This window comes from Streptomyces sp. NPDC020917, from assembly GCF_044333795.1.
Classification (GTDB): domain Bacteria; phylum Actinomycetota; class Actinomycetes; order Streptomycetales; family Streptomycetaceae; genus Actinacidiphila.
Genome location: NZ_JBIRRR010000022.1, coordinates 115,639 through 138,492, shown reverse-complemented (window position 1 = coordinate 138,492; position 22,854 = coordinate 115,639). Strand labels below are relative to the sequence as shown.

The 22,854-nt window shown below is 74.0% G+C and carries 20 protein-coding genes; 7 read left to right on the top strand and 13 right to left on the bottom strand.

Going from position 1 to position 22,854, the window contains the following annotated elements; all coding sequences use genetic code 11:
• Positions 1–60 precede the first annotated feature (60 nt).
• The gene (locus ACH4TG_RS34035; RefSeq protein WP_398246504.1) at positions 61–468 is read left to right on the top strand and encodes a rodlin; all 408 of its coding nucleotides are present in this window, start codon (positions 61–63) and stop codon (positions 466–468) included.
• A gap of 940 nt (positions 469–1,408) precedes the next feature.
• Here the strand turns inward: ACH4TG_RS34035 and ACH4TG_RS34030 are convergent.
• From ACH4TG_RS34030 to ACH4TG_RS34015, 4 genes are all read right to left on the bottom strand, one after another.
• Positions 1,409–6,319 (bottom strand): DNA repair ATPase, encoded by a 4,911-nt coding sequence (locus tag ACH4TG_RS34030; RefSeq protein ID WP_398246503.1) that lies wholly within the window; start codon positions 6,317–6,319, stop codon positions 1,409–1,411.
• Between the two features lie 5 nt (positions 6,320–6,324).
• On the bottom strand, positions 6,325–8,379 hold the full coding sequence (locus tag ACH4TG_RS34025) for an SPFH domain-containing protein (RefSeq protein ID WP_398246502.1): 2,055 nt from the start codon (positions 8,377–8,379) through the stop codon (positions 6,325–6,327).
• Between the two features lie 38 nt (positions 8,380–8,417).
• Complete coding sequence (locus ACH4TG_RS34020; protein ID WP_398246501.1) at positions 8,418–9,248, bottom strand: hypothetical protein; 831 nt, start codon at positions 9,246–9,248, stop codon at positions 8,418–8,420.
• A gap of 197 nt (positions 9,249–9,445) precedes the next feature.
• On the bottom strand, positions 9,446–9,997 hold the full coding sequence (locus ACH4TG_RS34015; protein ID WP_398246500.1) for a YceI family protein: 552 nt from the start codon (positions 9,995–9,997) through the stop codon (positions 9,446–9,448).
• 105 nt (positions 9,998–10,102) lie between these two features.
• Between ACH4TG_RS34015 and ACH4TG_RS34010 the strand changes: the two genes are divergently transcribed.
• Positions 10,103–10,612: a MarR family winged helix-turn-helix transcriptional regulator gene (locus tag ACH4TG_RS34010; RefSeq protein WP_398246499.1), complete on the top strand. Its 510-nt coding sequence runs from the start codon at positions 10,103–10,105 to the stop codon at positions 10,610–10,612.
• Between the two features lie 18 nt (positions 10,613–10,630).
• Here the strand turns inward: ACH4TG_RS34010 and ACH4TG_RS34005 are convergent, their stop codons facing one another.
• The 5 genes from ACH4TG_RS34005 to ACH4TG_RS33985 form a co-directional block, all read right to left on the bottom strand.
• Positions 10,631–11,743, bottom strand: a complete 1,113-nt coding sequence (locus ACH4TG_RS34005) for a PucR family transcriptional regulator (RefSeq protein WP_398246498.1) — start codon at positions 11,741–11,743, stop codon at positions 10,631–10,633.
• 91 nt (positions 11,744–11,834) lie between these two features.
• A complete protein-coding gene (gene tatA / locus ACH4TG_RS34000) occupies positions 11,835–12,116 on the bottom strand; it encodes a Sec-independent protein translocase subunit TatA (RefSeq protein WP_398246497.1) in 282 nt (93 codons plus the stop codon).
• A gap of 163 nt (positions 12,117–12,279) precedes the next feature.
• On the bottom strand, positions 12,280–12,870 hold the full coding sequence (locus ACH4TG_RS33995; protein ID WP_398246496.1) for a hypothetical protein: 591 nt from the start codon (positions 12,868–12,870) through the stop codon (positions 12,280–12,282).
• A gap of 152 nt (positions 12,871–13,022) precedes the next feature.
• Positions 13,023–13,289 carry a DUF6295 family protein gene (locus tag ACH4TG_RS33990; protein ID WP_398246495.1) on the bottom strand — a complete coding sequence of 89 codons (267 nt, stop codon included), beginning with the start codon at positions 13,287–13,289 and terminating at the stop codon, positions 13,023–13,025.
• 5 nt (positions 13,290–13,294) lie between these two features.
• Positions 13,295–14,065, bottom strand: a complete 771-nt coding sequence (locus ACH4TG_RS33985) for a dienelactone hydrolase family protein (protein WP_398246494.1) — start codon at positions 14,063–14,065, stop codon at positions 13,295–13,297.
• 50 nt (positions 14,066–14,115) lie between these two features.
• Between ACH4TG_RS33985 and ACH4TG_RS33980 the strand changes: the two genes are divergently transcribed.
• A complete protein-coding gene (locus ACH4TG_RS33980; protein ID WP_398246493.1) occupies positions 14,116–14,556 on the top strand; it encodes a MarR family winged helix-turn-helix transcriptional regulator in 441 nt (146 codons plus the stop codon).
• 10 nt (positions 14,557–14,566) lie between these two features.
• A complete protein-coding gene (locus ACH4TG_RS33975; RefSeq protein ID WP_398246551.1) occupies positions 14,567–16,276 on the top strand; it encodes an MFS transporter in 1,710 nt (569 codons plus the stop codon).
• Between the two features lie 95 nt (positions 16,277–16,371).
• Here ACH4TG_RS33975 and sigJ read toward each other — a convergent pair whose 3' ends face one another.
• A complete protein-coding gene (gene sigJ, locus ACH4TG_RS33970; RefSeq protein WP_398246492.1) occupies positions 16,372–17,250 on the bottom strand; it encodes an RNA polymerase sigma factor SigJ in 879 nt (292 codons plus the stop codon).
• A 144-nt stretch (positions 17,251–17,394) separates the two neighbouring features.
• On the bottom strand, positions 17,395–17,913 hold the full coding sequence (locus ACH4TG_RS33965) for a hypothetical protein (protein ID WP_398246491.1): 519 nt from the start codon (positions 17,911–17,913) through the stop codon (positions 17,395–17,397).
• Positions 17,914–18,283: 370 nt separating this feature from the next.
• Here ACH4TG_RS33965 and ACH4TG_RS33960 point away from each other — a divergent pair, with 370 nt between their 5' ends.
• From ACH4TG_RS33960 to ACH4TG_RS33950, 3 genes are all read left to right on the top strand, one after another.
• Complete coding sequence (locus ACH4TG_RS33960; protein ID WP_398246490.1) at positions 18,284–18,859, top strand: hypothetical protein; 576 nt, start codon at positions 18,284–18,286, stop codon at positions 18,857–18,859.
• 596 nt (positions 18,860–19,455) lie between these two features.
• Positions 19,456–20,691, top strand: a complete 1,236-nt coding sequence (locus tag ACH4TG_RS33955; protein ID WP_398246489.1) for a sensor histidine kinase — start codon at positions 19,456–19,458, stop codon at positions 20,689–20,691.
• Entirely contained in the window at positions 20,688–21,359 is a 672-nt protein-coding gene (locus tag ACH4TG_RS33950) for a response regulator (RefSeq protein WP_398246488.1), read from the top strand. Before ACH4TG_RS33955 ends, ACH4TG_RS33950 begins: the two co-directional genes overlap by 4 nt.
• Positions 21,360–21,507: 148 nt before the next feature.
• On the opposite strand, the gene ACH4TG_RS33945 is transcribed toward ACH4TG_RS33950, so the two are convergent.
• Together ACH4TG_RS33945 and ACH4TG_RS33940 are read right to left on the bottom strand one after the other, a co-directional pair.
• Complete coding sequence (locus ACH4TG_RS33945; protein WP_398246487.1) at positions 21,508–22,008, bottom strand: SPW repeat protein; 501 nt, start codon at positions 22,006–22,008, stop codon at positions 21,508–21,510.
• Between the two features lie 147 nt (positions 22,009–22,155).
• Complete coding sequence (locus ACH4TG_RS33940) at positions 22,156–22,833, bottom strand: TetR/AcrR family transcriptional regulator (protein ID WP_398246486.1); 678 nt, start codon at positions 22,831–22,833, stop codon at positions 22,156–22,158.
• Between the last annotated feature and the right edge of the window lie 21 nt (positions 22,834–22,854).

Genomic DNA, 22,854 nt, shown 5'->3' with positions numbered 1-22,854 from the left:
CTTCGGACTTCCGATGATCGACAGTCCCCCCGTCCTTCCCGAGAGGAACCTAGGAGCGTCATGCGCATCCGTACCGCCCTGGCCGCCTGCGGACTCGCCGCCGCGGTGATCGCCGGCACCGCCGGAACCGCCGTCGCCGCACCCTTCGACAGCCACGACACCACCACCGTCAACGGCAACGGCTCCACCGAGTCGCTGGGCAACACCACCACCGGCGGCACCGAGAGCCCGCAGATCGGCCTCGTCCAGGGCTCCCTCAACAAGCCCTGCCTGGCGCTCGCCGGCCACGCCGACGTCGGCTCCCTGATCGGCATCATCCCGGTGACGGTCCAGGACGCCCACGTGCTGGACTCCCCGCAGAACCAGCAGTGCGACGAGAACTCCAGCCAGATCCAGGGCGACGCCCCCCTCTCCCACATCCTCAGCGACGACGCCCTGCTGTCGGGAAACGGCAACGGCAACGGCTGAGGGGTGCGGCTGGCGGGGGTGAGGCTGGAGGGGGCTGAGGCTGGCGAGGGGGTTGAGGCTGGAGGGGGGCTGACGGCTTGAGATGCGAGGGCGGCGCGCTGAAAGGTGCGCCGCTTTCGCGTGGGGGGAGTGGGGGGTGGGGGTGGGGGTGGGGGTGGGGTGAGCGGGAGGTGGACGTGAGGGGTGGAGGTAGCTCGCAGGGTGGACGGATCGGCTGAAGGTGATCGGTGCGGGTAGCTCGCAGGGTGGACGGATCGGGTGAAGGTGATCGGTGCGGGCAGCTCGCAGGGTGAACGGATCGGCTGAACGTGATCGGTTGCCCTAGCTCGAAAAGTGGACGTCCTGGCCCCTTATTGCCGCGCCCTCGCCTCCGGGCCCTTAGATCCGGTGTCTGCCGGTCGATCGTGCTCGGCCCCTCGTACCTCGGGGCCTGCGCGCGTTCTCCCTCTAGACACCGGCGGGCCCTTCGGCTCGGGCGCTACAAAAACGAGTGAGGCCGCACATGCAGAACGTCCCCGGGTTCGCTTTCAGGGTGACCCTGGACCAGCTGTCTGGGGTGCCCCATAGGCCCGCACCAATTCTCCCGGTTACTCCGTGTAGGCATCGAGCCAAAGGGCCCGCCGGTGTCTAGAGAGAGAACGCGCGCAGTGAGCGACGAAGGAGCGAGCGAGCACGATCGACCGGCAGACACCGGATCTAAGGGCCCGGCGGCGAGAGGCCGGCAAAAAAGGGCCAGGACGTTCACTCTGCGGACTCGGGTAACCGATCACGTTCAGCCGATCCGTTCACCTTACGAGCTACCCGCACCGATCACCTTCACCCGATCCGTCCACCCTGCGAGCCACCCGCACCGATCACCTTCACCCGATCCGTTCACCCTGCAAGCCACCCGCACCGATCACCTTCACCCGATCCGTCCACCCTGCGAGCTACCTCCCCCTCACGCGCCCCTTCCTACCTCCGCCTTCACCTGTTCCCAGCGGGTGGCGTCGTCCGGGGTCAGGGTGCCGCGGAGGGCGGCGAGTTTGAGGAGGGAGGCTTCGGCGCCGGCGGCGAGGGTCTGGGCCTCGGCGCGGTAGTGGTCGTCGACGAGGGCGTCGAGGTCGGCGTCGTCCATGGCGGGCAGGATCCGCGCGGCGATGGCCGCCATCGTGCGGTAGGAGCCCTGGAGCAGGAACGGCGGTTCGGTGCGGGTGTGCGCGGACTGGGCCGCGGAGGCGATGTAGGCGGCGTTGACGGCGAGCAGGGTGGTCCGGGCCCGCAGCAGGTGGCGCAGCACCGCGGTGATCTCGTCGCGGTCGGCGGCCTGGTAGGGGTGGCGCAGGTCCGCCGCGCGGGCCGAGGGGTCGCCTTCGGCGAGCCGCAGCAGGAGTTCGAGGTCGGCGCGGTCGCGGCCGGCGAGCGGGGCGAGGACGGGGTTGGCGGTGAGGGCGTTCTCGACGTAGCTGAGCGCGAAGAGTTCCTCGCGGCCGGACAGGACGTCGCCGAGGTTCCACACGTCGGCCCGGTTGGCGAGCATGTCGGGCACCCGGAACACCGTGCCGGACTGGGTGTAGGGGTTGCCGGCCATGCACACCGCGAACCGCCGGCCGCGCAGGTCGTACGTCCGGTCCGGGCCCTCGATGCGGCGTTGCGCGTCGCACAGCGGGATGAACTTCTGGAGCAGTTCGGGCGAGGTGTGCTGGATGTCGTCGAGGTAGAGCAGGACGTTGGAGCCGAGCCGCAGCGCCAGGTCGATCTTCTCCACCTCGCGGCGGGCCGCCGCGTCGGGGGCGGCCGCCGGGTCGAGGGAGGTGGTGCCGCTGCCGAGCGCCGGTCCTGACACCTGGACCAGCGCGAGGCCGAGCCGGGCAGCCACGTACTCCACCAGCGAGGTCTTGCCGTAGCCGGGCGGGGACATGAGCATCAGCAGGCCGCCGGAGGGGCCGAACTGCTTGGCCAGGCTGTCGCCGACCAGCGGCAGGTACACCTCGTCGAGCAGCCGGTTGCGGACGAACCCGGTGAGCGGGCGCGGCCGGTACGTGTCGAGGTCGAGGCGGCGGCGCTCGGCGTCCAGCACGGCGGTCCTGTGCCGCTGGTACGCCGCGTACGCGGGCATCTCCTCGTCGGTGAACCGCCGTACCCGGGCGAGGAGTTCGTCCAGGCGCAGCTCCAGCCTGCGGCCCGCGGTGCGCGGGTGCGCCCCGAGCAGGCCGTCGACGTGCGCGGTCACGGGGGCGTCCACCGGGTAGCGGCCGGTGGCCGGACCGCACACCAGCGCGGCCGCCGCTTCGGCCAGCTCGCCGGGGCCGGAGGCGCCGCCGAGTCCGGCGAGCCAGGCGTGGGCCAGTTGCCGGCGGGCGGCGGGGTCGCCGGAGAGGGCGTCCAGGTCGGCGGTGAACTCCTTGCAGGGCAGGGCGTCCTGGCCGCCGAGTGCGGCCACCAGCCGTTCGCGCAGCGCCCGTGCGCCGGCGGACTCGGCGAACCCTGGTTGCTCGTCAGCGAGTTCGGCCACCAGGTACTCGCCGACCAGGGTGCCGCCGTGCGGCGGCTCCAGGCCGAGCGGCTCAAGGAACTCCCGTGCCGCGGTGTCGAGTTCCCGGCCGAGGTCGGCCAGGGCAGGGGCGCCGCCGAAGGCCGCGGCGGCGCGGCTCAGCGAGCGGGCACGGGTGGTCCAGGTCGCGCGGGCGGGTTCGGGGACGCCGTACGCCCAGAACACCTGGGCCGCGGCCCGGACCTCGGCCGGGTACCGCAGCAGCCCGGCGCCCGCGGCCAGCCGGGACAGCTCCGCCAGCAGGAGCGCGGCGTCGCGGTCGTGCACGCCGCGCTCGTAGCCCTCGGCGGGGCGGGCGGCGACCGCCTCCCGCACCAGGTGCTCGGCCTCCTCCTGGTCCAGCGGCAGCGGGCGGGACGCGGTGAGGGCGTCCCGCAGGAGGCAGCCGGCCAGGTACTCGGCCCGGTACAGGTCGGGGGTCTCGGAGGGCAGCGGGCGGTCCCAGAAGCGCCGGGTGGCCGCGAACCGCGGGTCGGTGGCCGGCGCCAGGTAGTCGGTGGCGCTGATCGTGAAGGCCAGCCCGTCGCCGTGCGGGACGAGCGCGAGGGCGAAGGGGTGCGGGTTCACCGGGAAGCGGTGGCGGCCCAGGCGCAGCGTCGAACCGCCGTCCTCGTACAGGTCGAGGCGGTCGCGCAGCGCGCGGCCGGTGTCCTGGCGTGCGGCGGCGAGCGCGGACTCGACCTCCGCGGCCCGGGACGGCTCGCCCATGGTGCGCAACTCGGCGGCGATACGGCGGTGTTCGGCGGCCATCGGGTCCGCGGCGAAGCAGGTGTTGACCTCGTCGAGGGAGTCCAGGGCGGCCGCCCGGCGCCGCACCCCGTCCAGGACGCGGGCCGCGGAGGCGGTCAACCGGCGCACATGCAGGGCGCGTTCGTCGGCGAGCGTCTGGCGGCGGGTGGAGAACGCCTGCTGGATCTCCTCGCGCCGCTCGTCGAGGGCGGTCAGCCGGGCGGGGTCGGCGGTGAACCGCGTGGTGAGGTTCTCCACCCGCACCAGGAGCCGCGCGAGGTGCTCGTCGCACGCCTCGGGGGTGGCCGCGGCGGCCAGGGCCCCGCTCACCTCCTGGGCCAGCAGCGCGCTCTGCGCGGCGAACTCGGCGTCGGATTCGGCCGAGGTCAGCTCGCGGCGGCGGGCGTCCAGCAGGGCGCGGGCCTGGTTGACCTCGGCGAGGACCGCGGAGGCCAGGTCGAGGATGCGGGTGCGCACGGTCGCGTCGGCCAGGCCGAGGCCGGCGACGGTCTGGGTGACGGTGGCGAGACCGGCGGCCTGCTCGTCGAGCGCGGCGGCCAGCGGGTCGGCGTCGGAGGCGGTGGCGAGCGCCCCGGCCGCGGCGGCGGTCCCGGCGACCCGCTCCCGGTAGCCGTCGAAGGCGTGCTCCTCGGCGAGGGCGGCGGCGGCCCGCTCGGCGGCCTGCGCCAGGTGCCCGGTCAGCGCGGCGTCCAGCGCGTCCAGCCGGCCGGCGTCGACGTACCGCATCTCCCGCAGCGAGGCCGACCGGCCCTGGGCGCGGCGCAGTTCGGTGAGCCGCTCGACCCATGCCTCGGCGCTCTCGGCGGCCTCGCCGCGGACCCGGCGGCCGAGTCCGGCGATCCGGGCCTCCGTCTCGTCCACGGCCTGCGCCGCCTGCGCGGTCAGCTCGGCGACGCGGGCGTGGGCGTCGACCATCTGCCGCGCGGTGTCCCGCAGCCGCAGCAGGGGTCCGGCCAGCGCCGTCGCGTCGGCGCCCTGGCCGGCGTCCGGCGTGGAGCCGGTACCGGCGTCCGCGGTGAGCCAGTGGTGGCGGTCCAGGACGCGGTCGGCCGCCGCCGCGAGCGCCGCGTAGACGGCGGCGGTCGGCGCGGGCTCGCGGGCGCTGCGAGCGAGCGCGAGGGCGTCGGAGACGGCGCGCACCAGGTCGGGGTTGCCGATCCGCTGGAGCGGGCCGTCGCCGGCCGGCGCGGCGAAGGTGTCGGCGAGGAAGGGCGTGCGCCAGCGCTGCACGGTGTGCACGCGCGCGGGCTCGCCGCCGTCGGCGGGCCGCAGGGTGAGCAGGGTGCCGTCCTCGAACAGCGCGCAGCCCTGGACGTGCAGGGGGGCCGCGGCCTGCTGGCGGATGGTGCGGTACGGCAGCAGCAGGCGGCGGCCGTCGGCCGCGGCGTGGAAGACGTACAGCACGTCCTCGCCGCCGGGCGAGCGCACCAGCCGTTCGAACTCCAGCTGTTCCGCACGGACTTCGTCCCCCAGGTCGAAGGTGCGCAGGCCCCCGGAGGCCAGCGCGTAGCCGCCGGGGAACACCACGCCCTGCCCGTCGGGCAGCAGCAGCGGGCTGCACGCCAGCGCGTCGGCCCGGTCGACCTGCGCGGTGCGGGTGTTGACCGCGAAGTACCGGTCGGCGTCCTCCCGGTACGGCCGCACCCGCAGCAGCACCAGCGGGCCCGCGGTGGCGTATCCCGCGTCGGCGTCGGCGAGCGACTGCAGCGCGTCCTCGACGGGCTCCTCGTACACGGTCTCGCGGCCGGCCTCGCCGGTGGTGATGCGCAGCCGGCCGCCGGTGGTGTCCAGGGTGACGCGGCCGCCGCCGTCGCCGGTCAGGGCGATGTGCGGGTGCCGGCCGGCCACGTGGTGGGTGCGGTCGACGGGCGTCCAGGCGATGCCGTGCGCGCCACCGGACGGCGGTGCCTCCCGGGCGGCGCCCTGGTACCGGTACGAGCCGTCGCGGGCGGCCTTCCAGGACAGCACCCGCACGTCCGAGGGCTCGGCGCCGGTGCGGAACACCGCGAGCAGCCGGTCCTCCTCGACGCGCAGCCGCAGCAGCCGGGTGTCGCGGTAGTACCGGTACAGCTCGCGGAAGTCCCGCAGGAACTCCGGGTCGTCCAGCAGCCCGGGCACCTGCGGCGCCGGGACGGCACCCTCCCCGTCCGATGCCGCGCCCGCCACCCCGTCCGATGCCGCGCCCGCCGCCGTGGGGTCCGCGCCGCCGCCCGTGGCCGCCAGCACCTGGAAGACGTCGCCGGGCTCGGTGACCTCCGCCGGGTTGGCGGCGAACAGCACGTGGTTCCCGACCGGCGCGAGGTCGGCCGGCACGGCCGGCCGGGCGGTCGGCACCGCCGCGGCGCCGGCCAGCCGCAGCTCGCCGCCGCCGAACACCTCCTGCCGCCGGTCCTCCAACGCCTCGGCCCGTGCGGCGAGTTCACGACCCGATGCGGCGAGTCGCGCCTTGAGCAGTTCCGCGCCGTCCCCGGCACCGGTCTCGGCACCGGCCTCCTCGCCGGCCGGCGCCGCGTCCTGCGTGCCGCCCGCCGGGACGTGTTCCCCGGCGGGCCCCCCTTCGCCCTGCACCGCGCTCACTTCTTCACGAGCCCGTTCGCCGTGCCGTTCTCGCTGCTGCCGCTGCCGCCGTTGCCGGTGCCCGGCTCGGGCTGCCCGCCGGCGACACCGGCCGCCATCCGCGACAGCAGCGTGGTCAGGTTGCCGTTGTTCGCTCCGAGTTGGGCGAGCACCCGGGTGGCGTCCTCGGTGAAGCGGCCGGAGCCGTCCAGCCAGGGCGCGGCCGCGGTCTGCACGGTCTCGGAGGTCGTGACGAACGAGTCGACCGAGCGGGCCGCGCTGACCGCACCGAGCAGCCGGTCGACGAACACGTCCTCGCCGCCGATGATGCTGATGTCGGCCTTCTCCAGCCCGCCGGCCAGCACGGTGGCCTGCGCTTCGGCGATCTGCCGCTGCGTGTCCAGGCCGGCCAGCCGGATCTCCTTCTCCGCGGCCAGCCGCAGCCGGTACTCCTCGTGGCCGCGCGACGCGTCGTCCAGCGCGGCCATCGCCGCCGCCTTCTCGGTCAGGCCCGCGGCCTCGGCCCGCAGCTTCTCGCCGATCATCGCGGCCTCCGCGGCGGCCTGCGCCGTGGTGCCCTCGGCGGTGGCCAGCGCCAGCAGCCGGGCGCCCTCGGCCTCCGCGGTCAGCCGGGCGGCCGTCGCGGACGCCTCCGCGGCGCCCACCTTGCCGATGGCCTCGGCGCTGCGCTCCTGCACCTCGACGTCGGCCAGGCCGGCGGCCGCCGCCTCGGCCCGCAGGCCCTCGGCGAGCCGGATCTTCGCGTCGGCGTCCAGGTCCGCGGCCTGCTTGCGGGCCTCGGCCATGGTCAGCGCCTCGCGGGCCCGGTGCACGGCGGCCTGCTCGGCGGCCTCGGCGGCCTTGATGTCCTTGACCAGCCGCTCCTGGGCCTGCGCCTCGGCAGTGATGACGAGCGCCTGCCGCTCCCGCTCGGCCTCCTGCACCAGCCGCAACTGCTTGATGGACTCCTCCTGTTCGGCGACCGTGCGGTCCACCGCGATCCGCTCGCGGACCACGTCGGCGACCTCCCGGCGCTCGCCCTCGACCTCCTTGTCCTTGGAGATGCGGGCGAGTTCGGTCTCCCGCTCGCGGGTGATGACCTCCAGGACGCGGTCCTTCTCGATCCGCTCGTTCTCCACGGCGATGACCCGCTCGCGGTTCTTCTGGGCGACCGCGACCTCGCGCGCCTGGTTCTCCCGCTGCACGCCGAGCGCCTCCTCGGTGCGGATGAACGCGCCCTGGGAGCCCAGGCGTTCCTCCTCCTGCACCTTCGCGGTGGCCGCCTCCTCGCGGGCCCGCAGCGTCTCGACCTCACGCCGCTGCCGGATCTCCGCCTCGGCCTGCCGGCGCTCCAGCTCCAGGATGGTCTCGCGCGCCTCGACGTCCTGCCGGGTGATCTCCTTCTGCTCGGTGCGCTGCGACTCGTTGGTCCGCACGTGCTCGATCACCGTCAGCTCGGTGATCTTCCGGATGCCCTGCGCGTCGAGGATGTTGCCCGGGTCGAGCTGGCTGACCGGCGTCTGCTCCAGGAAGTCGATCGCGCAGTCCTCGAGGTGGTAGCCGTTGAGGTCGGTGCCGATCACCTGGATGATCTGGTCGCGGAACTGCTCGCGGTGCGTGTAGAGGTCGACGAAGTCCAGCTGCTTGCCGACGGTCTTGAGCGCCTCGGAGAACTTCGCGCTGAACAGCGCCTGCAGGGTGGCCTGGTGGCTGGCCCGCTGGGTGCCGATGGCCTGCGCGACCTTCACCACGTCCTCGGCGGTCTTGTTGACCCGCACGAAGAAGGTGAGATGGATGTCGGCGCGGATGTTGTCGCGGCAGATCAGGCCCTCGCGGCCGGTGCGCTGGATCTCGATGGTCTTCACCGAGATGTCCATCAACTCGGCGTTGTGCAGCACCGGCAGGACGACTGACCCGGTGAAGGTGACGTCCACCTGGCGGGTCTTGGAGATGATCAGCGCCTGGCCCTGCTCGACCTTGCGGAAGAGCCGGCCGACGGTGAAGAGGACTCCGAGGGCGATGAGCGCGAGGACGGCGAGTGTCACGCCGATCCCTATGGCGGTGGCATCCATGACGGATCAACCTCGATGCAAAAGGGTGGAGTTGCGGGTCAGGTGACGGCTGGGCCGTCGAGCGGCCCGGTCGGTGGGGTGCCCAGCGGGTCGTCGAACGGCGCGACCCAGAAGAACTCCCCTTGCGGTTCGTAGGCGTAGAGCAGGGCCGTGCTGCCGGCCGCGAAGGCGTCGCCGCCGTCCTGGCGCACCTGGACGACGGCGGTGGAGCCGTCGGGCGAGGTGACCTCGGCCTGGCCGAAGCGGCGGGTGACGCTGCCGGTGCGGACCGTGCACAGCTGCCCGACGAAGTCCTCGCGGGACGGCGGGCGTTGCTCGGGGAACAGGTGCCGCAGCGGCCGGACGGCCAGCCAGGTCAGCGACCAGGAGCCGGCGAGGGCGGCGGCCAGCAGGGCGACGTCCGCGGCGAGGCGCGGCGCGCCGTGCACGCCGGCGCCGTTCAGCGCGGTGGAGCCGACCAGGCTCAGGCACCAGGCGAAGGTGACCAGCAGCGACGCCACGACCGTGACGGGTACACCGTCCAGGCCGGCGGCCGCGATCAGCGAGCCGCGCGAGCCGCCGCCGTGCGCGTCCTGCCCGGATTCCGTAGCGGAGCCCGGGTGCGCGGCGGCGTCGTGCGCGGGCACGTCGTGGGAAGGGGCGTGGAGGGCGGCGGCGTGGGGCGCGTGCGCGTCGTGCGCAGGCGCGTGGTGCACGGCCGCGTGGTGCACGCCGGAGCCGTCGTGGGACGCGACGTGGCCATGGTGGCCCGGGCCGTGCGCGTCGGCACCGCCGACGAGCACCAGACCCCAGTAGGCCACCACGACCAGCAGCGCCCCTCCGAACAGCACGGTCGGAAAGCCGAGGACGACACCGGTGAACTCCCCCATTCCCGCTGCGCCTCCCCCGTACGGCTTTTCGATCGCCGGAGTGATCATCCCAGTTCGGGGCGGTGCGCGGCATTTCCGGTTCCCGGCAGTCTTGGTCGCCCGCTGACGTCCTGGACCTGCCGCAACCGAAAGGCCGCCGGCTGTCGTCCGCGTGACGGACGGCGGCCGGCGGCCTCGGGTGACGTGCGGGGAGGAGGTCAGTCCTTCTTCTGCGTGGCCTCGATCTCCAGGGCGATCCGGATCTTCTCGCCGACCGCGGCACCGGCCGCGCCGCCGGTGACGCCGAACTCGCTGCGGCTGATCTCGGTGGCGGCGGAGAAGCCGGCGACCGCGTGGCCCTCGTAGTGGGTGCCGAAGCCGTTCAGCTCCAGCTGGAGGGTGACGGGCTTGGTGACGCCCTTGAGGGACAGCTCGCCGTCGACCTCGAACAGCTCGGCGGTCTTGGGACGGATCGCGGTCGAGGTGAAGGTCAGGTCGGGGAACTGCTCGGCGTCGAGGAAGTCGGCGCTGCGGACGTGGTTGTCGCGCATCTCGTTGTTGGTGTTCACCGAGGTGGTCCTGATGACCGCCTCGACCTTGGAGTCGAGCGGGTTCTCCCCGGTGACGATGGTGCCCTCGAACGCCTCGAAGCTGCCGCGGACCTTGGAGACGCCCAGGTGGCGGACGTAGAAGGACACGTCGGAGTGCACGGTGTCGATGGTCCAGGTGCCGGCGACGTAGCCGTCGATCACTTCGGTCTGCGAGGTCATGGTGGGGCTCCTAGGGAGGCCGGGATAACGGGCAGATGCTGCTCCTGTCGCATCCGAACATAACCGACTCAGGTTGAGAGTTCAACCACCGACTATGCTGGGGGTATGAGCGACGTGCGGTGGCTGACGGATGCCGAGCAGGAGACGTGGCGGGCCTACATGACCGCGAACGTCGAGTTCTCCGCCTACATCGACCGGCAGATGCGGCGTGACTCCGGCATGCCCATGGCCTACTACGAGATCCTGGTCCGGCTCAGCGAGGCGGAGGGACGGTGCCTGCGGATGAGCGAGCTGGCCAGGGCGTCGCTGTCCTCGCGCAGCCGGCTGTCCCACGCGGTGGCCGCGCTGGAGAAGAACGGCTGGGTCAGGCGCCGGCCCGCCGACGGGGACCGGCGCGGCTGGGTGTGCGACCTGACCGACGCGGGGTTCGCCGCGCTGGCCGAGGCCGCGCCCGGGCACGTCACGGCCGTGCGCGAGAAGCTCTTCGACCAGCTCACGCCCGAGCAGCTGGACACCCTGCGCGAGATCGGCCGGGCGATCAGCGCCGGTCTGCGCAAGGAGTGCGAGGCCGCCCAGGCGGAGGAGTGCGAGGCGGCCGAGGCGGAGGCCTGCTGACCCGCCGTCGGACACGGCCTAGAGCCGGCTCGCGGGCCAGTCGAGCAGCCGGGCGCCGAGCGCCGCGGTCTCCAGGGTGTAGCGCTGGAGCGAGTCGTCGGGATCGAAGCCGGTGAGCGCCGCGATCCGCTCCAGCCGGTAGGACAGCGCCCGCACGCTCAGGTCGAGCCGGCGGGCGGCCTCCGCGTTGACGTACCCGGCCTCCGCGTACACCGAGATGGTGGCGAGCAGCGGCTCGGCGCCGCCCCGCGCGTGCTCCAGCGGCCCCAGCACCGAGCGGATGAGGTCGGCCATCGCCGCCCGGTCGCGCAGCAGCACCGGGAAGACCAGCAGATCGGCCGAGTTGAGCACCTTCAGGTCCAGGCCCAGCCGTTCGGCCAGGTCCAGGGCGCTGATCGCCTCCTCGTAGCCGCGCACCACGCCGACCGCGCCGTTGTGCGGCCGGCTCACGGCCACCCGGTGGCCCGAGGCGAGCTTGACGAAGGCGTCCAGGGCCGGCTGCTGGGTGGTGGGCGCGATGCACACCAGGCGGCCGTCCTTGGGGGCGATGAGCACGTCGTGGTCGCCGAACCGCCCGGCGAGTTCCCGCTCGACGCGGCGCAGCAGCGGGTGCCCCTCGTCGTACGTCTCGTCCTGCGGTGCCGGCGCCACCGCCACGATGTGCCGGTCGGCGAGCCGCAGCCCGAAGCCCTCGGCCTGTTCGGCGATCCGGCCGGGGTCGCTGCGCCCGTACAGCAGGTCGTCGACGAACGCGCGGCGCGCCGCCGCGGCCCGCTGCACCGCGTGCCGCTGGGCCCGCTCGTGGCCCTCGCCGAGGGCGGCGATGCCCGCCTCCAGCGCGGCCAGCACCGCGGCGCCGGCCCTGCGCAGCTCTCCTGCGTCACGAGCGCCGGAGACACCGGGCAGCGTGGCCCAGGCCCGGCGGGCGACCGCCAGGTGCAGGGCGGTGAGGTCGCGCAGGCCGTAGCCGGCGTCCGCGGCCTGCTCGCCGAGCGCCCGCCGGCCCTCCCGCTCGCTGCGGCTGAGCGCCCGGCAGCTGACGGATATCTCGGCGAGGACCTCCGGGAACCCGGCGACGAACTCCGGAGGCACCACGGCGGCCGCACCGGCCGCCCCCACCACCGACGGCACCACAGAACCCCCGCTGTCTCTTCCGGCTTCAGGACGTCAAGAACGTATCAAGACTGCCGGAGGTAGGAAGCGGGGGCCGGGGCCGCCGGGGTCACTTGGCGGCAGTGGTCTCCTGCTTGGCGGAGGTGGCCTCGTTGGCCGTCACCACGTCGCTGGGGGTGATCGCCTCGGGCGACGGGGTCGGCGAGGACGTCGGCGCGCTGCTCGCCGCCGTCGTGTCGTCGCTCTTCATCGCCTTCGCCTCGGACTTCAGGATGCGCATCGACTTGCCGAGGCCGCGGGCGGCCTCCGGGAGCTTCTTGGACCCGAACAGCACGATGACGACGATCGCCACCACGATCAGGTGCCACGGCTCCAGCCCGTTTCGCAACATGGGATCCTCGCTTCGTTAAAGGGCCGACTCTTACAGCTTCGACTGTCGCATTGTCACCCGAAAGCCGCCCACGACGGCACCCGGGTACTCAAAGCATGCGCAAAAAGCTCGTGAACGGGAAGACCCTCCCCCCTTCCAGCACTTCCCGTGTGACGTGCGCCACTTACGCGGCGACGGTCACTTCGCCGCGCCGCAGACCCGGTCCCGCCGCTGTCACCTGGCCCGTGTCGGCCTTCCGGGCGAAGACCACGAGCCGCAGCACCAGGAACCTCCCGATGCCGGCCAGACCGGCCGCCGCGAGGTAGACGGCCTGCGCGAGCAGCGGCCGCGGGTGCGGGTGCACGGCGTCCAGGACCAGCACGGCGGCCGTCGTGACGAGGTAGGCGGCCGCCAGGGTCAGGGCGGACTTGGCGTGAATCCGCCAACCCGCCCAACCCGCCCGGCCGGCCCGTGCGGTACCGAAGGTGAAGCGGTGGTGCAGTTCGGTCGCCAGCAGGGTGCCGATGACGGTGATCACGGCGTTGGCCACCGCGAAGGGTATGCGGCTGCCGATGCCCAGCAGGGCGGCGCTGGACAGGAGGCTGACGCCGCCCCCGCACAGCACGAACCTCGCGAAGGCGCTGATCGCGCCGCGCCCCGCGCCGGCCGCCCCCGTCGTTGCCGTCGTCCCCGTCGTCAGCGGTGTCTTCGTCGTCGTGGTCGTCCCGGTTGCCCCGGTCGTCCTGGTCGTCCTGGTCGTCCTCGTCGTCCCCATGTGCAGCACTGTGCCGTCCGGCACTGACACGGCGCCCACACGGCGCTGACACGGCGCGCACCGCCCGTGTAGGCGCCTGCCGCGGGGACCCGCGCGGGCGCCGGACCCGCGCGGGCGCCGCCCGCCGGCCGCCAGGGGCGGCCGTGGGCGGGTCAGCCGAGCATCTCCTGCGGGACCGCGTCCAGCGCCCGCTGCACGGCCGCGACCAGCGCCCGAGCGGAGTCCGCGGTGAGTTCGAGCGCGATGCGCGCGCCCGGCCCGGCGGCCGGCGCGTTGAAGTCGATGTTGAGCGTGTGCTCGGCCATCGCGTGCACGGGGTGGTCGTAGTAGACCGTCACGTCGGTGACCTTGAACCAGGACCCGCCGGGCCCCTTCGCGCTGCCCTCGACGCCGTCCTTGACGGTGAGATAGGTGCACATGCCGGTCAGCTCCCGAGGTGGCGGCCGAAGAAGGACTCGATCCGCTCCCAGCCGTCGTTCACCGCGGCCACGTTGTAGCTGGGCCGGTTGACCGCGAAGAAGCCGTGCCCGGCGCCCTCGTAGGTGTGGAACTCGAAGTCCTTGCCGAGGTCGGTGAGGATCCGCTCCAGCTCGGCGGTCTGCTCGGGGCCGGGGTGGGTGTCCTCCGCGCCGAACAGGCCGAGCAGCGGCGCCCGCAGTTGCGGGAGCTGGTCGACCAGGGTGGTGACCTTCAGCGGCAGGCCGGGCGGGATCGTCCCGGTGACGAACGCGCCGTAGCAGTCGACAGCCGCGTCCACGTCGAGGTGGCACGCCGCCAGCACGGTCTGCCGGCCGCCGGAGCAGTAGCCGATGACGCCGGCCTTGCCGTTCGAGGTGGGCAGCGCCCGCAGGTACGCCGCGGCGCCGGCCACGTCGCCGACCAGCTGCTCGTCGGGGACGCCGCCGTTGGCGCGGGCCACCGCCGCCGCGTCGTCGGGCGAGGCGCCGGGCGCCTCGCGGGAGTACAGGTTGGGGCAGACCGCGTCGTAGCCGAGCTCGGCGAACCGCCGGACGATCTCCTTGCTGGGCCGGTCGTAGCCCGGCAGGTGGTGGATGACGACGACACCGCCGCGCCGGCGGTCGCCCTCCGGCCTGGCCACGTACGCCTCGATCTCGTCACCGCCGTGGCCGGGGAGCGTGACGGTCGTCGCGGTGAGGGAACCCGATGCCGAGGCACCGGTGGGGAGCTGAGTCATGAGGCCATCTCTACCATAAGGCTGAGCTGTTCAGTTTATACTGAAGAACTATGGACTCCACGCCGGCTGAACCGGCCAGGATCGCCGCCGACCTGCGGGCCGCGCTCGGGCCGCTGGTGCGCCGGCTGCGGCAGTTCCGGCCCGGCGACGAGCTCACGCTGTCGCAGACCTCGGCGCTGGTCCGGCTGGACCGCGAGGGCCCGGCCACCGCGTCCGAGCTGGCGGCCCGCGAGGGCATCAGGCCGCAGTCGATGTGCACGATCGTGAACCGGCTGGAGGAGCGCGGGCTGGTCGAGCGCGCGCAGGACCCCGACGACGGCCGCCGGATGGTGGTGTCGCTGACCGGGGCCGGCCGCGAGGGCCTGACCGGGGCGCGCGCCGAGCGGGCCCGCCGGCTGACCGCCGCGATCACCGAGGAGCTGAGCGAGGACGAGCAGCGGCAACTGGCCGCCGCCGTGCCCCTGCTGGAACGGATCACCCGCCGTGTCTGAGCGCTCGGAGCTGCGCGTCGTCCCGGAACCGGGCGGCGTCGCGGCCGAGCGCTCCGACCGCTACAAGTGGGTGGCGCTGTCCAACACCAGCCTCGGGATGTTCATGGCCACCGTGGACGCCTCGATCGTGATCATCTCGATGCCGGCGATCTTCCGCGGCATCCACCTGGACCCGTTCGCGCCGGGCAACATCACGTACCTGCTGTGGATGATCATGGGGTACCTGCTGGTCACCGCGGTCCTGGTGGTCACCCTGGGCCGGCTGGGCGACATCGTGGGCCGGGTCAGGATCTACAACCTGGGCTTCGTGGTCTTCACCCTGGCGTCGGTCGCGCTGTCCTTCGACCCGATGCGGGGCTCCTCCGGCGCGCTGTGGCTGATCGGCTGGCGGGTGGTGCAGGCGCTCGGCGGCTCGATGCTGATGGCCAACTCCGCGGCGATCCTCACCGACGCCTTCCCGGCCCGGCAGCGCGGCATGGCGCTGGGCATCAACCAGATCTCCGCGCTGTCCGGGCAGTTCATCGGCCTGGTGCTGGGCGGGCTGCTGTCCGCGTGGGACTGGCGCGCGGTGTTCTGGGTGAACGTGCCGGTCGGCGTGTTCGGCACGATCTGGGCGTACCGCTCACTGCGCGAGATCTCCGCCCGCCGGCCGGCCCGCATCGACTGGTGGGGCAACGTCACCTTCGCGCTGGGCTGCGGCATGATCCTGGTGGCGATCACCTACGGCATCCAGCCGTACGGCGGCCACACCATGGGCTGGAGCAGCCCGAAGGTGCTCACCGGGCTGATCGGCGGGGCGGCGCTGCTGATCGTCTTCGGCATCGTCGAGACGCGGGTGGCGCAGCCGATGTTCCAGCTCAGGCTCTTCCGCAACCGGCACTTCGCCGCGGGCAACGCCGCCTCGCTGCTGGCCTCGGTGGCGCGCGGCGGGCTGCAGTTCATGCTGATCATCTGGCTGCAGGGCATCTGGCTGCCGCTGCACGGCTACGACTTCGAGGACGCGCCGCTGTGGGCGGGCATCTTCCTGCTGCCGCTGACCGCCGGGTTCCTGATCGCCGGTCCGCTGTCGGGCGCGCTGTCCGACCGGTTCGGGGTGCGCTGGTTCACCACCGGCGGGCTGCTGGTGTTCGGCGCCAGCTTCGTCGGGCTGCTCCTGCTGCCGATCGACTTCCCGTACTGGGCGTTCGCGCTGCTGGTGATGTGCAACGGCATCGGCTCCGGCATGTTCTCCGCGCCCAACACCTCGGCGATCATGAGCAGCGTCCCCGCCGAGCACCGCGGGGCGGCGTCCGGGATGCGCTCGACGTTCCAGAACTCCGGGATGTCGCTGTCGATCGGGGTGTTCTTCTCGCTGCTGATCGTGGGGCTGGCGAACCGGCTGCCCGGCGCCCTTGAGGCGGGCCTGCGCGGCCAGGGCGTCCCGGCGGGGGCGGCGCACCACGCGGCCTCGCTGCCGCCGGTCTCCACGGTCTTCTCGGCGTTCCTGGGCATCAACCCGGTGCAGACCCTGCTCGGCCCGAGCGGCACGCTGGACCGGCTGCCCGCGCACAACCGGTCGGTCCTCACCGGCAAGGAGTTCTTCCCGCACCTGATCTCGGCGCCGTTCCACCACGGGCTGGTGATCGTGTTCGCCACGGCCGCGGTGATGGCGCTGCTGGCCGCGACGGCCTCGGCCCTGCGCGGCACGCCCAAGCCGACGGCGTCCGAGACCGCGCGCTGAGCCGCCGCGGCGGGCTGCCCAATGTGGGACGCGGCGGGCCATCCCGGGTGGGACGCGGCGCTGAGCCGCCGCGCTGCCGCCGAATCGCCGCCGCGTCACGCCTCGGGGAGGTCGAGCTCCGCGAGCCGGTGCGGGTCGGCGAGGATGTGGATCCGGACGATCCGGTCGCCGCGGACGGTGAAGGCCAGCAGCGAGATCGGCTTGCCTTCGAGCAGGTTGAGCCGGCCGACCCCGCCGTTGACCAGCACCGGACGGCTGAGCATGGCGCCCGCGCGGCTGCGGAACAGCAGCGCCTGTCCGGCGACGGTCGCCGCGCCGCGGATCTCCTGCGAGACGCCCAGCACACCGGCCCCGACATCGGCGCGCAGCACCACGTCCGGGTCCAGGACCGCGAGCAGCGCCTCGAAGTCGCCGCCCTGGGAGGCGGACAGGAACGCGTCCACGACTTCCCGCTGGCGGTGGAGGTCGGGGACGGGCTCGGTGTCGGCGCCCTGCACGCGGCGGCGGGCCCGGCTGGCGAGCTGCCGGGCCGCGGCCGGGCTGCGGTCCACGATCGGGGCGATGTCGTCGAAGGGCACGGCGAACATGTCGTGCAGCACGAACGCCAGCCGCTCGGCCGGCTCCAGGGTGTCGAGCACCACCAGCAGCGCGAGGCCGACCGAGTCGGCGAGCAGCGCCTGCTTCTCCGGGTCCGTGCCGTCCTCGCCGGTCACCACGGGGTCGGGCACGTGGGTGTCCAGCGATTCCTCGCGCCGGGACCGGCGCGAGCGCAGCATGTCCAGGCACACCCGCGCGGTGACCGTGGTCAGCCAGCCGCCGAGGTTGTCGATGGACGCCGCGTCCGTGCGGTTCAGCCGCAGCCACGCCTCCTGGACGGCGTCCTCCGCCTCGCTGATCGACCCGAGCATGCGGTAGCCGACCGCCCGCAGCTGCCCGCGGTGCCGTTCGAACTCCTCGGTGAGCTGGTCGGTCATGGCGTCCCCTCGGATGGTGCTGCTGCCGTCGCTGCTGCCGTCACTGCGATGACGTACCGGGCCGGGCGGATGTGACGGCCCGCGGGTGCGAGGCGGGTCACAGCGCCGCCCTCTCCGGCATTGTCGTCCGGCCGCCCGCCTCCGTCAGGCCGTCGCGGCCGGGCGGAGCGCCTTCGAGGCGCGGCCGGCGAGGGCCAGCGTGCGGGTCAGGGTCATGGCGAGGGCCATCACGATCAGCGCGTCGGTGAGCGCGTCCGCGGTGACGGAGTTCCGCATCATCCAGTGCCCGAGCTGCGGGCCGAACCAGTGAACGGAGCCGTAGGAGAAGGCCGCGCGGGCCCCGATGACGACGACCCACAGGGCCGCGTAGCCGGCGCCGGCCGCGGTCACCGGGCGGCCGGTGCGCGGGCTGCGGTAGACCCGCAGCAGGGCCGCCGCGCCCAGCCCGCACAGCACTCCGGCCAGGCAGGCGACCAGTTCCAGGCCCAGGCCCGTGCCGTGGGTGGCGACGTTCTTCAGGTACAGCGGCACGATCGCGCCGGCCAGCAGCACCGGCCGCAGCACCCGGAAGGCGCTGACCTTGCGGTGCGGGCCGAGGTCCGCCTCCAGGACGGCGAACAGCACGGCCGCGTTGATCAGCATGGCCTGGTCGAGGGACGACATGGCGGGTCCTTGTCTGTGTGCGGGGTGGTCGGGAGGTGTCGCGCGGCGTCGAGGAGCGGTTCCGTACGGCTCCGCGGGTGGTGCCGTGCCGCGGGCGAGGTGGTTCGCCGGTCGGGCCCGGACGGCTCGGCCCTGCCGGCTCCGATCCGGACGGCTCCGGCCCTGACCGCTCCACAGTGGGCCGGGACCCCCGTGCGGGGCGCCACACCAGGGGGCGAGAGCCGGGGTGATCCGACCCCGCCGCGTCTCCACCCCTGGGTCACCCCGCGCATCACCCCGGACCTCACCCCGCGGTGTGACGCCGGGTCTGCGCCCGCTCCGTAGCGTCACCGGGGAAGCCACACCCCTCCGGAGCGGAAGGAGCACCGCCGTGATCGACATCCTCGCCGTCATCGCCGTCGCCGCCCTCGTCATCGGCCGCCAGCTGATGGGCGAGCCGTTGCGCGGCCGCCGCGTGCTGGTGCTGCCGGCCGTCCTCGCCGTGGTGGGCGTGACCCGGCTTCGCGGCCACGGCGCCGTGACGACCGCCGACCTCGTGTTCCTGGTCGCCGGCGCGCTGCTCGCCGTCGCGATCGGCGCGGGGCAGGGCGCGGCGATGCGGCTGGAGTCCCGGAACGGCGGGCTGTGGGGCCGGATGCCGGTCCGCGGTCTGTGGTGGTGGGCGGCCCTCATCGGCACGCGCGTCGGCCTGACCGCGCTGGCCGGCGCGGGCGGTGCCCACCTCGCCGCGTCGTCCGCGCCGATCGTGCTCATGCTCGGCGCGAACCGCCTCGGACAGGCCGGCGTGATCACCCTGCGCGCCCTCTCCTCGGGCATCCCCTTCGCCCCGGAGAAGGACGGCCGCGTCTTCCTCGCCGACCGCCTCCAGACCGACGCCGAACGCCCCGCCTGGACCGGCCAGCGCCGCACCGGCCTCCGCCACCGCGACCTCCTCCGCCGCCGGTGACACCCGTGCCCACCCCCTGGACCCGCCCGACACCCGCACCCCGTGGCGCGCCCCCCGATCGGGACGACACGGCGACCGCGGCCCTGGACGACCGGAGCAGCGCGCCCGGCCCCACGGACGCGCACACAGCGGACAGCCCGGCGCACGACACCGCCGACCGCACGGGAACGACCACCCAGGACAGCGCAGTTGACGCGCCCGACGCCGCAGAAGCAGTCCCCAGCGGGGCGGATCCCGCCCCTCCCACAAGCCCGACACCAGCCCAGGCCACCGCAGTTGACGCCCCCGCCTCCGCGACCGCGGCCGACCTGGCCGCCACAGCGGGCGCACCCATCGCGGATCCCGCCCCGCACCCCACCCCGCACCCCACCTCGACACCAGCCCAGGACACGGCAGTTGGCGCCCCCGGCGCCGCAGGACCCGCTGCCGTCAGCCCGGGTGCCACCCCGCCTCCAACCCCGGCGGCAGCCCTGGACGCCACCGCCGCCGTGCCGCGTCCCGGGGACGGACCGAGCGCCGAATCCGGGGGTGCGGGCGGGGCGTTGGCCGCGGTCACGCGCCGGGGGTGGGCAGGGGTGCGGCGCTATGGTGACCCCGTGCTGCGGACCGCGATCTGGATGGTGCGGGTGGCCGCGGTGGTGCTCGTCGGGATCTCCGTGTTCGCCGCGCCGCCGCGCGGGCCGGTGGCGTTCCCGGTGGTGGTCGCGACGTTCGCGCTGAGCACCGCGGCCATCGGGGCCTGGGTCTTCCTGGACGTGTGCCGGGAGGTGGCGGCGCGGCATCCGCGGTGGCTGCCGGTGGCGGTCGGCACGGTCGCCGTCGCCTCGGGCGTGGGCTGCACGGTGCCGAACGCCGGGGAGATGGTGGCGCTCGCGACGATGGCGACCGTCGAGGCGGGTGCCTGGACCCGGCTGGCGGCCGGCTGGCGGGTGCTCGGCGCCGCCGAGCTGGTGTTCGGGACCGGTGCCGTGGTGGCGGGCCACCTCGACCGGGGCAGCGCCATCGGGTATCCGCTCCTGTTGCTGGTGGGCCTGCTGATGGGCCACAGCCGCCGGTCGCTGCACGTGCAGGCCGAGCAGGCGGCGGCGATGGTCGAGCAGGTCGAGCGGCTGCGGACCGAGCAGCGCCGGGTCGCGGTGCTGGACGAGCGGGCCAGGATCGCCCGGGAGATCCACGACGTCCTGGCGCACTCGCTGGGCGCCCTCGGCATCCAGGTCCAGGCCGCGCGGGCGCTGCTCGCGGACGGCGCCGACCCGTCGCGGGCCGCGCAGGCCGACGGTGTGCTCGCCGTGGCGCAGCGGATAGCCTCGGACGGACTGGCCGAGACGAGGCGGGCGGTGCACGCGCTGCGTGCCGACACCCCGCCGCTGGACGAGGAGTTGGCGCGGATGGCCGCGGTCCACGAGGAGCGGCACGGCGCCGCGGTGACGGCCGAGGTGACGGGCCCGCGCGGGGAGCTGCCGGCCGAGCCGGCCATGGCCCTGGTGCGCACCGCCCAGGAGTCCCTGGTCAACGCGGCCAAGCACGCGCCGCGCCAGCCGGTGCGCCTGCACCTCGTCTACGGGGACCGGGACGTGACGCTGAGCGTCAGCAATCCGCTGGGGCCCCCGGCGGCGGACGGCTTCGCCACGCTGGACAGCGGCTACGGGCTCACCGGCATGCGCGAGCGGCTGCTGCTGCTCGGCGGGACGCTCACCGCGGGCCCCGACACGCCCGGCGCGACGCCCGGGGACGGGACGGAACCCGGCTCCCGGGCCGCCGCCGGAGCCGGCGCGGCGCCGGACGCGGGGAGCCGCGGCCGCTGGACCGTGACCGCGCGGGTGCCCAGGTGACGGCGCCGGAACAGCCGCTGCGGGTCGTGGTCGCGGACGACCAGGCGACGGTGCGCGAGGGCCTGGTGCTGATGCTGGACCTGCTGCCGGACATCGACGTGGTGGCCTCGGCGGCCGACGGCCGCGAGGCGCTGGCCATGGTCGCCGAGCACCGCCCCGACGCGATCCTGCTCGACCTGCACATGCCGGTGATGGACGGCACCGAGGCCACCCGCCGGCTGACCGCCGAGCACCCGGAGGTGGCGATCGTCGTCCTCACCACGTACGCGGACGACCGGTCGGTGCTGGACACGCTGCGTGCGGGCGCCCGCAGCTATCTGACGAAGGACGCGGACCGGCTGCACATCGCGCGCACGCTGCACAGTGCCGCCGCCGGGCTGACCGTGCTGGACCCGCAGGTGCAGGCGACGCTGCTGGCGGCGGCCGGCGGCGCGGGCCAGCCGTCGTCCGAGGGGCGGCCGGCCGGCGACCTGCCGGACGGGCTGACGCGGCGGGAGGCGGAGATCCTCACGCTGATCGCCCGCGGCCGGAACAACGGCGAGATCGCCGCGGAGCTGTTCCTGAGCGCCAACACCGTCAAGACGCACATCAACCGGATCTTCGCCAAGACCGGTTCGCGGGACCGCTCGGCGGCCGCCCTCTACGCCCGGCAGCACGGCCTGGACTGACGCGCCCGCAGGTCCGGGGCGGATTCCGGGACCGGGCCCGTGCCCGCTCCCGCTCCCCAAGCCGCATCCCTGCCCCGGTCCGGACACGCCACGGGTGGCCCCGGAACTCCGGGGCCACCCGCATACGGTGAGGCGATGCCGGACCGTGTCAGGCGGGGGTGGCCGGCGTACGCCGTGACCTCCGCTTGGCCAGTGGTCCCATCCCCATCGTCGCGAGGCCGAGCAGGCACGCCACGCCTCCGACGATCGCGTTGCTGAGGATCACCTTCCAGACACTGGCGTGGCCTGCCACAGCCCACGGCGCGATGATCGTCCACACGCCGATGGCGCAGGCGACCCAACCGAGGTTGTGGGTCCTCTCGAACGCCGAACCGAAGCTCATGCCGAGCACGGCCAGCGCAATACCGGTGATCAGATTGCTCACCCTCAGGTTGGTGAAGCCGCTGAACCCCACCACCCACGGCGAGATCGCCAGGTAGAGGCCGGACAGCACGCACAGACCCTCGACGAGCCCGGACACCGGCGTGTCGGACATCGCCGCGTACCGGTTACGCAGCGAAACGATGTCCGGATGGCTCTCGATGTGGGAGTCCGACGCTGCCGCGGAAGCAGACCGCGAGCCCGTCGGGTGAGTCGAATCGGTGGCCATCTAAGCCACCTCCTTCGCATGTGCACTCTTCTTGCCACCGGATGTGCTCCGGGTTTGACTCCCGAAACTCCGCATCCTCACTCAGCGTAAAACTCCTGGCAGTGATGCGGCCACCCGGCAGGGGGGCGCCTGCGGATCGGCGACCGGTCAGGCGATCGCCGCCGCCGGCGCTGCGGGGCCCTGGGCGGGGCCGGGCAGCGCCGCGTCGAGCAGCGCCGCCGCGGCGGCCCGGGCCGTGCTGGAGGCGGTGGGGTCGCGGTCCATCCGGGCCGAGAGCATCGCGCCGTCGTACAGCAAGTGCAGTTGGCGGCCGAGCAGTTCCGGATCTGCTGCGCCCGCCTCGGCGGCGAGGTCGGTGAACAGGCCGCGCATCCAGCCGCGGTACTCGTCCGCCTCGCCGGTGATCGCACTGTCCGCCCCGGCCTCCGCGCTCGCCGAGACGAACGCGCAGCCGTTGTAGTCCGGGTCGGTGAACATCTCGCCCTGCGCCTCGAAGACGCCGAGCAGCCGTTCGCGCGGAGTCCTGAACCGGGTCAGGGCGCGGGCGATGCGATGACGGTTGCGGTCCCGCCGGGACGCCAGATACGCCCGGACGAGGCCTTCCTTGTTGCCGAAGGTGTTGTAGAGCGACGCCTTGGCGACGCCCGCGTGCTCGATGATCCGGTCGATGCCGACGCTCTGCACGCCCTCGCTGTAGAACAGCTCGTTCGCGGACGCCAGCAGGCGCTCGCGCGCGGACGGCCTGGCGGGCTGCTTGGCCTGCTGCCGCGCGGCGGAGCCGGCCGTGGTCCTGGCCGCGGTGCCCGCCGGAACCCTGGTCGCCATCCCGATCATCCTTTCAGACAG